The following is a 6,839-nucleotide window of genomic DNA, read 5'->3' on the forward strand; positions in this document are numbered from 1 at the left end:
GTTCGGGGGTGCGGTGCAGCCGGTCCAGGGCCTGGCCCAGGTCCGGTGGGGCGGGGCCGCTGCGGCGCAGCCACGGGCGCAGGCCGGCGGGGGAGTCGCCGACGGTGCGGCGGGCCCGGCGCAGGTCGGCCAGTTGGCGGTGGGCGGTGCGGGCGGCGAGGGCGCCGATCACCAGCAGGGCGAGCGCGGCGGCGGCCCCGGCGGGCGCCCAGTGCGTCCCGGACAGCGCGTCGGGCAGGTGGCGGGCGGGGGCGAAGTGGGCGAGCGCGGCCGCGTACGGCAGGTGCAGCAGGCCGGTGGCGGCGAGCAGGACGAGCGAGGCCAGGGCGGCGGTGCCGAGGGCGGCGGAGGCGGCGGCCAGGGTGAGCGCGGCGGCGCGCGGGGCGAGCTGCTCGGCGAGGCGGCGGGCCAGCGGGGCGGCGAGCAGCGGCAGCAGCAGCGGGATCCAGACGGCCAGCGTCACGGCTGGTCCCCGAGCAGGTCGCGCAGCAGCCGTTCGTCCTCGTCGGACAGGTCGGAGACGAACCGGGCGAGCACCGTGGAGCGGTCCGGGCCCCGGTCGAGCTCGGTGCGCATCCGGCGGGCGGCGAGGCCGTCGGCGTCCTGGACGGTCGGGGTGTAGGCGAAGGAGCGGCCGGCCCGGCTGCGGGTGACGGTGCCCTTCTCGTGCAGCCTGGCCAGGATGGTGGCGACCGTGGTGCGGGCCAGGCCGGCGTCCACGGCGTCCTGCACCTGCTGCGGGGTGAGCGGGGCGCGGGCGGCCCAGAGGGCGGCGAGCACCTGGGCCTCCAGCTCGCCCGCCGGGCGACGGGCGGGTGAATCCGTCATGTCGCGCGAACCTCCGGTATTCGTCTACAGTCCTGTCGATCGACGTCTACAACACTGTAGACGCTTGGGGGCGGCCCGGGATCGGCCACCCCCAAAGGTAACGGGAGGTCCGCCAGCCTTGCCCCAGTCGCTCCTGCTCGCCCCTTCGGCCGAGCCGTCCAGTACGTCCGTTCTGGTACACCTTGTCCCTGTGACTCCGAACGCTCATCCCCCCGCCCGCCTGCTCGCCTACGACGGCAGCGGCATCGACGGCGGCCTCTACACCCGGATCACCGGGTGGGCCGACGCCGCGCCGCACTGGTTCGACCGGCTGGTCACCCAGTGGTCGGCGCTCGGCCTCGGCGTCTTCGCACTGCTGATGGTGTGGGGCTGGTGGCGGGCCCGGAGCGCCGATTCGGCCGCGATGGCCCGGGTGCTGGCCTCGCCGCTGATCGTGGTCGGCGCGTACCTGGCCAACTCGGTGTTCAAGGGCCTGGTCGAGGAGGTCCGGCCCTGTCAGCAGATCCCCGGCACCGTCACCCTGGAGGCCTGCCCCGCCCCCGGCGACTGGTCCTTCCCCAGCAACCACACGGTGATCGCCTTCGCCGCCGCCGTCGCACTGCTGTACGCCGACCGCAGGCTCGGCCTGCTCGGCCTGCTTGCCGCCGTGCTGATGGGCGCCTCCCGGGTCTGGGTCGGCGCGCACTACCCGCACGACGTGGCGGCCGGCGCCCTGGTCGGCGTGCTGGTCGCGATCCCGCTCGCGCTGCTCGCCGGACGCGCCGCGCCCCTGGTCGGCCGGCTGCGCACCGGCCCGCTCGGGCCCGTGCTCGGCACCGGGGCCGCCGCCTAGGTTGTATGGACAACTCTTGCGGGCGGTTCACCTGCCCGACGGGAGCCGGACGACCTGCGGCCACCTCGACGCCCGAGCCTGTCCGCATGAAGGTAATCGTCGTAGGAGCAGGCGTGCTGGGCACCATGCACGCCTGGCAGGCCGTCGAGCGCGGCCACGAGGTCGTCCACCTGGAGCGCGAGGCCGAGGCCCGCGGCGCGTCCGTCCGCAACTTCGGCCTGGTCTGGGTCAGCGGACGGGCCGCCGGTGAGGAACTGCAGGTCGCGCTGCGCGCCCGCGAACTGTGGGAGCAGATCGGCGCCCGCGTCCCCGGCCTGTGGTTCCGCCCCAACGGCTCGCTCACGCTGGCCCGCACCGAGGCCGAACTCGCCGTCGCCGAAGCCGCCGTGAAGCTGCCCGACGCCGAGGCCCGCGGCTACCGGCTGCTCGACGCCGACCAGGTCCGGGCCGTCAACCCGGCGCTGCGCGGCGACTTCCTCGGCGGCCTGCACTGCACCCGCGACGGCGCCGTCGAATCCCGCGTCGCCCAGCCCGCGCTGCGCGCCGCGCTGGAGGCCACCGGCCGCTACACCTTCCTGCCCGGACGCGAGGTCCGCGAGGTCGTCGGCACCGCCGCCGTCCGCGACGACCACGGGCAGCTGCACCAGGGCGACCAGGTGATCCTGTGCACCGGCGCCTGGCTCGGCGGCCTGGTCCGCGAACTCGTCCCCGACCTGCCGGTGCGCCGGGTGCGCCTGCAGATGATGCAGACCGACCCGCTCGGCGAGACCCTCACCACCTCGGTCGCCGACGGCGACTCGTTCCGCTACTACCCCGCCTTCGCCGGCCCCGAGCTCGACGCGCTGCGGGCCGGCCAGCCGCAGCCGCCGGTCGCCGCCGAGCACAAGATGCAGCTGCTGATGGTCCAGCGCAAGGACGGCGGCCTCACCGTCGGCGACACCCACGAGTACGACCAGCCGTTCGGCTTCGACGTCGTCGAGGACCCGTACGAGCACGTGGCCGAGGTCGCCGAGACGCTGCTCGGCCGCCCGCTGCCGAAGATCCGCCGCCGCTGGGCCGGCGTCTACGCCCAGTGCGTCGACACCACCCGGGTGGTGCACCGCCAGCAGATCAACGACGGCACCTGGCTGGTCACCGGCCCCGGCGGGCGCGGCATGACCTGCTCGCCCGCGATCGCCGAGACCACCGCCGACCTCGCCGGGCTCTGACCCCTTCGACCACAGAGGCACAGACATGACCACGCACGATGTGACCCTGGTGGTGCTCGACATGGCCGGCACCACCGTCGCCGACGACGGCCTGGTGGAACTCGCCTTCGACGCCGCCGCCCGCTCCCAGGGCGTCGAGCCCGGCAGCCCCGAGCACGCCGCCATGCTGGAGCACGTCCGCGCCACCATGGGCGAGTCCAAGATCTCGGTCTTCCGCCACCTGTTCGGCGACGAGGACCGCGCCCAGGCCGCCAACCTGGCCTTCGAGGCCGGCTACGAGGACCTGGTGGACTCGGGCCGCTGCGAGCCGCTGCCCGGCGCCGCCGAGGCCATCGCCGAGCTGCGCGGCCGGGGCCGCAAGGTGGTCCTCACCACCGGCTTCTCCCGCACCACGCAGGACCGCATCCTCGCCGCCCTCGGCTGGCAGGACATCGCCGACCTGACGCTGTGCCCCGCCGACGCGGGCCGCGGCCGCCCCTACCCCGACCTGGCGCTCACCGCGCTGCTGCGCACCCGTACCGACTCGGTGCGCCGGATGGCCGTGGCCGGCGACACCGGCTACGACATGCTGACCGGCACCCGGGCCGGCGCGTCGGTGGTGGCCGGCGTGCTCACCGGCGCCCACGACGAGGCCCGGCTGCGCGCGGACGGCGCCACCCACGTGCTGGGCTCGATCGCCGAGCTGCCCGCGGTGCTGCTGGGCTGATCCGGTGTCGGACCGGTGTGGGCCCCGGGGTGGTGACGCCCCGGGGCCGCCGATGTGCTGGCTCGGCGATAGTTCGTATGTTTATCTGACGGTATGTCGCTGTCATTGAGGTCGGTCGGACTGCTCGTGCTGGGCCTGGCGCTGACCGCCGGGTGCGGATCGCCCGGTGGCGGCGGCGGGGCCTCGCCGAGCCCGGCCGGGGGCGGGACGGAGACGAGCAGTCCGTCACCCGTGGCCTCGCCGTCGCCGTCGCCCTCTCCTTCGCCTTCGCCTTCGCGCAGTGCCGAGCCCTCGCCGACGACCGGGGCGAGCTCCGCCGAACTCGCCGGGCAGCGGATCGTCTACTCCTACCCCGGCACCACCCCGCCCGCCGCGCTGCTGCAGCGGATCCGGGAGGGGCGGGTGGCCGGGGTGATCTTCTTCGCGGAGAACGTCGGCAGCGACCCGTCCGTGCTGCGCACCGCCGTCGACCAGTTGCGGAAGGCCGAACAGCAGGCCCCGCACCCCTGGCCGCTGCTGCTGATGACCGACCAGGAGGGCGGCCAGGTGCGGCGGCTGCCCGGCGGCCCCGCGCAGTCCGCGAAGGACGTCGGACGCGCGGCCAACCCCACCGCCGCGGCCACCGCGACCGGCGGCCAGGCCGCCGCGACGCTCGCCGGCTACGGGCTCAACCTCAACCTGGCGCCCGTGCTGGACGTCTACCGCACGCCCGGCGACTTCGCCGACAGCGCCCAGCGCTCGTACAGCACCGACCCGGCCGTGGTCGGCAGGCTCGGCTCCGCGTTCATCAAGGCCCAGCAGGGGGCCGGGGTCGCCGCCACCGCCAAGCACTTCCCGGGCCTGGGCAGCGCGCCCGCCGGCGCCAACACCGACGAGGAGCCCGTCACCCTCGACGTCCCGCTGAACACCTTGCGGACCGTCGACGAACGCCCCTACCGCGACGCGGTCGCCGCCGACGTCAAGCTGGTGATGCTGTCCTGGGCGATCTACCCCGCGCTCGACCCCGGCACCCCCGCCGGGATGTCCGGCAGCATCGTCCGCGACGAGCTCCGCGGCCGGCTCGACTACCAGGGCGTCACCGTCACCGACGCGCTGGAGGCCAAGGCGCTCGACCCCGTCGGCGGCACCGCCAAGCGCGCCCTCGCCGTCGCCGGGGCCGGCGTCGACCTGATCCTGTGCTCCGCCCGTGACGTCGCCCAGGGCGACCAGGCCGCGGCGGCGCTGGCGGGTGCGCTGGACTCCGGGGACCTCGACCGGGACGCGTTCACCGCCTCCGCGAACCGGGTGGACGCGCTGCGGGGGTCGCTCAAGTAGCTTGTCGCTGCCGGGAGTTGGCTTCGGGTCAGCGCCAGTGCAGCCAGGCGAGGGCGGCGAGGAAGGCCAGCAGTCCGATCCGGACGGCCCAGGCGTGCGGCGGGGGTTCGGGGCTGCGGTACGGCTGGGCGGGTAGTGGCGGACGAGGTGGCGGGGGCGCGGGCCGGGGCGCGGGTTCGCGGGCGGGCGGGGCGGGGGCGACGGCGTCCTCGGGGTGCTCGGGCCAGGTCGGGGCGGTGCCGGTGGCCTCGCGGTGGAGAGCCGCCAGGCGGCGGCGGGCGAGGCGGGTGGACGGCGGGTTGCGCTCCGGGTCGGGCCAGCGGAGAACGGCGAGGCGGCGGGTCGGGTCGGGGAATCGCCGTTCGAACGCCGCGAGTTGGTAGGTGGTCAGCGTCTTGTCGAGGTAGTTCCAGCGTCCGACCTCGCTCAACTGCGCGTAGTAGCTGCGGTACGACTCGGCGAGGGCGCGGCGGACCGTGAGATCGGTCGGGTGGCTCGTCAGCAGGCCGTGCAGGCGCTCCCGGGCGAGGTCGACGCGCTGCTCACGAAGGTCGGCGGCGGCTCTGGCCAGGGTGGATCGGACGCTCATGGGCGGGATCGTTCCGGGCGGGCGGGTGGTGCGTCAATCCGCTTTTCGCGAGGGGCCGGCCGGTTCAGTGGGTGGAGCGGAGGTTGAGCAGGACCACGCCGACGATCACCAGGGCGATGCCGCACCACTGGAGGCGGCCCAGGGACTCGCCGAAGAAGGTCGCGCCGATCGCGGCGACGGCCGCTGTGCCCGCGCCCGACCAGACGGCGTAGGCGACGGACACCGGTATGTGCTTGAGGGCGCGGCCCAGCAGGAAGAACGACAGCACGTAGCCGACCGCGACGGCGAGGCTGGGCCAGAGGCGGGAGAAGCCCTCGGTGAGCTTGAGGAGGCTCGTGGCGCAGACCTCGCTGGCTATCGCGAGGGCGAGCAGCAGGTACGGCATCAGGGCCTCGTCGTCAGGGAGCCGAGGAAGGCGAGGTCGGCGTGTTCGAGGCTGTCCAGCACGGTGATGCCGTCGGCGGCCGCGATCGGGACGGTGGACGGGACGGCGAGCACGGCGCAGCCGGCGGCGTGCGCGGAGGCGACACCGGTCGGGGTGTCCTCGACGGCGACGCAGGCGGCCGGGGCGAGGCCCAGACGCGCGGCGGCGGCCAGGTACGGGTCCGGGGCGGGCTTGGTGCGGGGGGTGTCCTCGGCGGCGAGAGTGGTGGCGAACCAGTGCGGACCGAGTGCGGCCAGCACGAGATCGACGACGCGGCGAGGGGACGCGGAGACCAGGGCGGCGGGGATCCGTTCCTCGTGGAGTGCGGCGAGCAGGGCGAGGGCGCCCGGGCGGGGGACGATCTCGGCTTCGACCTTCGCGGCGAACGCGTTGTTCAGGTGGTCGATCAGGTCGGACTCGGGGCGGGCGGTGCGGCTGCTGCGGTGCAGGTGGGCGGCAGTGTGCTCGACGGCCTGGCCGAGGACGTCCGGGAGGTCGGCGTCGGTGAGGGTGAGGTCGAGCTCGGCGGCGAGTTCGGCTGCGGCCTGCCACCAGAGGTGCTCGGTGTCGACGAGGGTGCCGTCCATGTCGAAGAGGACGGCGGCGGGGCGGGATGCAGGCATGGCGGTACCTTACGTGGCTGGTCGGGCACCGGGGAGGGGACGGTGCGGCGGCTGTCGGCGGGAGCGGTGCGGTGCGGCTGCGGCTGCGCGGGCGGAGGGTGCAACTGGCTGTCGGCGGGCGGGCTTTGGTTCGTCGTCTTCCGCTTCGCGCAGTTCCCCGCGCCCCTGACGGGGCGCGAGTCTTGGTGCGGATCTGAGGCGCGGGCGGAGGGTGCAACTGGCTGTCGGCGGGCGGCTTTTGGTTCGTCGTCTTCCGCTTCGCGCAGTTCCCCGCGCCCCTGACGGGGCGCGGGGTGGCCCCCAGCGCCCCCCACC

The 6,839-nt window shown here is 75.1% G+C and carries 8 protein-coding genes and 1 pseudogene; 4 read left to right on the top strand and 5 right to left on the bottom strand.

Annotated features, from left to right (window positions below; all coding sequences use genetic code 11):
* Together ACWEMJ_RS33285 and ACWEMJ_RS33290 are read right to left on the bottom strand one after the other, a co-directional pair.
* Nucleotides 1-463: pseudogene (locus ACWEMJ_RS33285) on the bottom strand (hypothetical protein); the annotation flags it as partial.
* Nucleotides 460-828 carry a BlaI/MecI/CopY family transcriptional regulator gene (locus ACWEMJ_RS33290; RefSeq protein ID WP_452140881.1) on the bottom strand — a complete coding sequence of 123 codons (369 nt, stop codon included), beginning with the start codon at nucleotides 826-828 and terminating at the stop codon, nucleotides 460-462. The pseudogene ACWEMJ_RS33285 and the gene ACWEMJ_RS33290, both read right to left, overlap by 4 nt.
* Before the next feature lie 190 nt (nucleotides 829-1,018).
* Here ACWEMJ_RS33290 and ACWEMJ_RS33295 point away from each other — a divergent pair, with 190 nt between their 5' ends.
* From ACWEMJ_RS33295 to ACWEMJ_RS33310, 4 genes are all read left to right on the top strand, one after another.
* Nucleotides 1,019-1,660, top strand: a complete 642-nt coding sequence (locus ACWEMJ_RS33295) for a phosphatase PAP2 family protein (RefSeq protein WP_452140882.1) — start codon at nucleotides 1,019-1,021, stop codon at nucleotides 1,658-1,660.
* Between the two features lie 86 nt (nucleotides 1,661-1,746).
* Entirely contained in the window at nucleotides 1,747-2,868 is a 1,122-nt protein-coding gene (locus ACWEMJ_RS33300; protein WP_452140883.1) for a TIGR03364 family FAD-dependent oxidoreductase, read from the top strand.
* Nucleotides 2,869-2,893: 25 nt separating this feature from the next.
* Nucleotides 2,894-3,574, top strand: a complete 681-nt coding sequence (locus tag ACWEMJ_RS33305) for a phosphonatase-like hydrolase (RefSeq protein ID WP_452140884.1) — start codon at nucleotides 2,894-2,896, stop codon at nucleotides 3,572-3,574.
* A gap of 231 nt (nucleotides 3,575-3,805) precedes the next feature.
* Nucleotides 3,806-4,888: a glycoside hydrolase family 3 N-terminal domain-containing protein gene (locus ACWEMJ_RS33310; RefSeq protein ID WP_452140885.1), complete on the top strand. Its 1,083-nt coding sequence runs from the start codon at nucleotides 3,806-3,808 to the stop codon at nucleotides 4,886-4,888.
* 28 nt (nucleotides 4,889-4,916) lie between these two features.
* Here ACWEMJ_RS33310 and ACWEMJ_RS33315 read toward each other — a convergent pair whose 3' ends face one another.
* From ACWEMJ_RS33315 to ACWEMJ_RS33325, 3 genes are all read right to left on the bottom strand, one after another.
* The gene (locus tag ACWEMJ_RS33315) at nucleotides 4,917-5,477 is read right to left on the bottom strand and encodes a DUF6584 family protein (protein WP_452140886.1); all 561 of its coding nucleotides are present in this window, start codon (nucleotides 5,475-5,477) and stop codon (nucleotides 4,917-4,919) included.
* A gap of 64 nt (nucleotides 5,478-5,541) precedes the next feature.
* Nucleotides 5,542-5,862 carry a DMT family transporter gene (locus ACWEMJ_RS33320; protein WP_452140887.1) on the bottom strand — a complete coding sequence of 107 codons (321 nt, stop codon included), beginning with the start codon at nucleotides 5,860-5,862 and terminating at the stop codon, nucleotides 5,542-5,544.
* Nucleotides 5,862-6,524, bottom strand: coding sequence for an HAD family hydrolase (locus tag ACWEMJ_RS33325; RefSeq protein ID WP_452140888.1), 663 nt, complete (start codon nucleotides 6,522-6,524; stop codon nucleotides 5,862-5,864). The genes ACWEMJ_RS33320 and ACWEMJ_RS33325 overlap by 1 nt, the downstream gene beginning before the upstream one ends.
* Nucleotides 6,525-6,839: the final 315 nt, after the last annotated feature.

This window comes from Kitasatospora sp. NPDC004531 (genome assembly GCF_053602195.1).

Excerpts from the sequence above, each read along its gene's own strand:
- ACWEMJ_RS33290 (WP_452140881.1), bottom strand. The coding sequence starts at position 828 with ATGACGGATTCACCCGCCCGTCGCCCGGCGGGCGAGCTGGAGGCCCAG.
- ACWEMJ_RS33300 (WP_452140883.1), top strand. The coding sequence starts at position 1,747 with ATGAAGGTAATCGTCGTAGGAGCAGGCGTGCTGGGCACCATGCACGCC.
- ACWEMJ_RS33305 (WP_452140884.1), top strand. The coding sequence starts at position 2,894 with ATGACCACGCACGATGTGACCCTGGTGGTGCTCGACATGGCCGGCACC.
- ACWEMJ_RS33315 (WP_452140886.1), bottom strand. The coding sequence starts at position 5,477 with ATGAGCGTCCGATCCACCCTGGCCAGAGCCGCCGCCGACCTTCGTGAG.
- ACWEMJ_RS33320 (WP_452140887.1), bottom strand. The coding sequence starts at position 5,862 with ATGCCGTACCTGCTGCTCGCCCTCGCGATAGCCAGCGAGGTCTGCGCC.
- ACWEMJ_RS33325 (WP_452140888.1), bottom strand. The coding sequence starts at position 6,524 with ATGCCTGCATCCCGCCCCGCCGCCGTCCTCTTCGACATGGACGGCACC.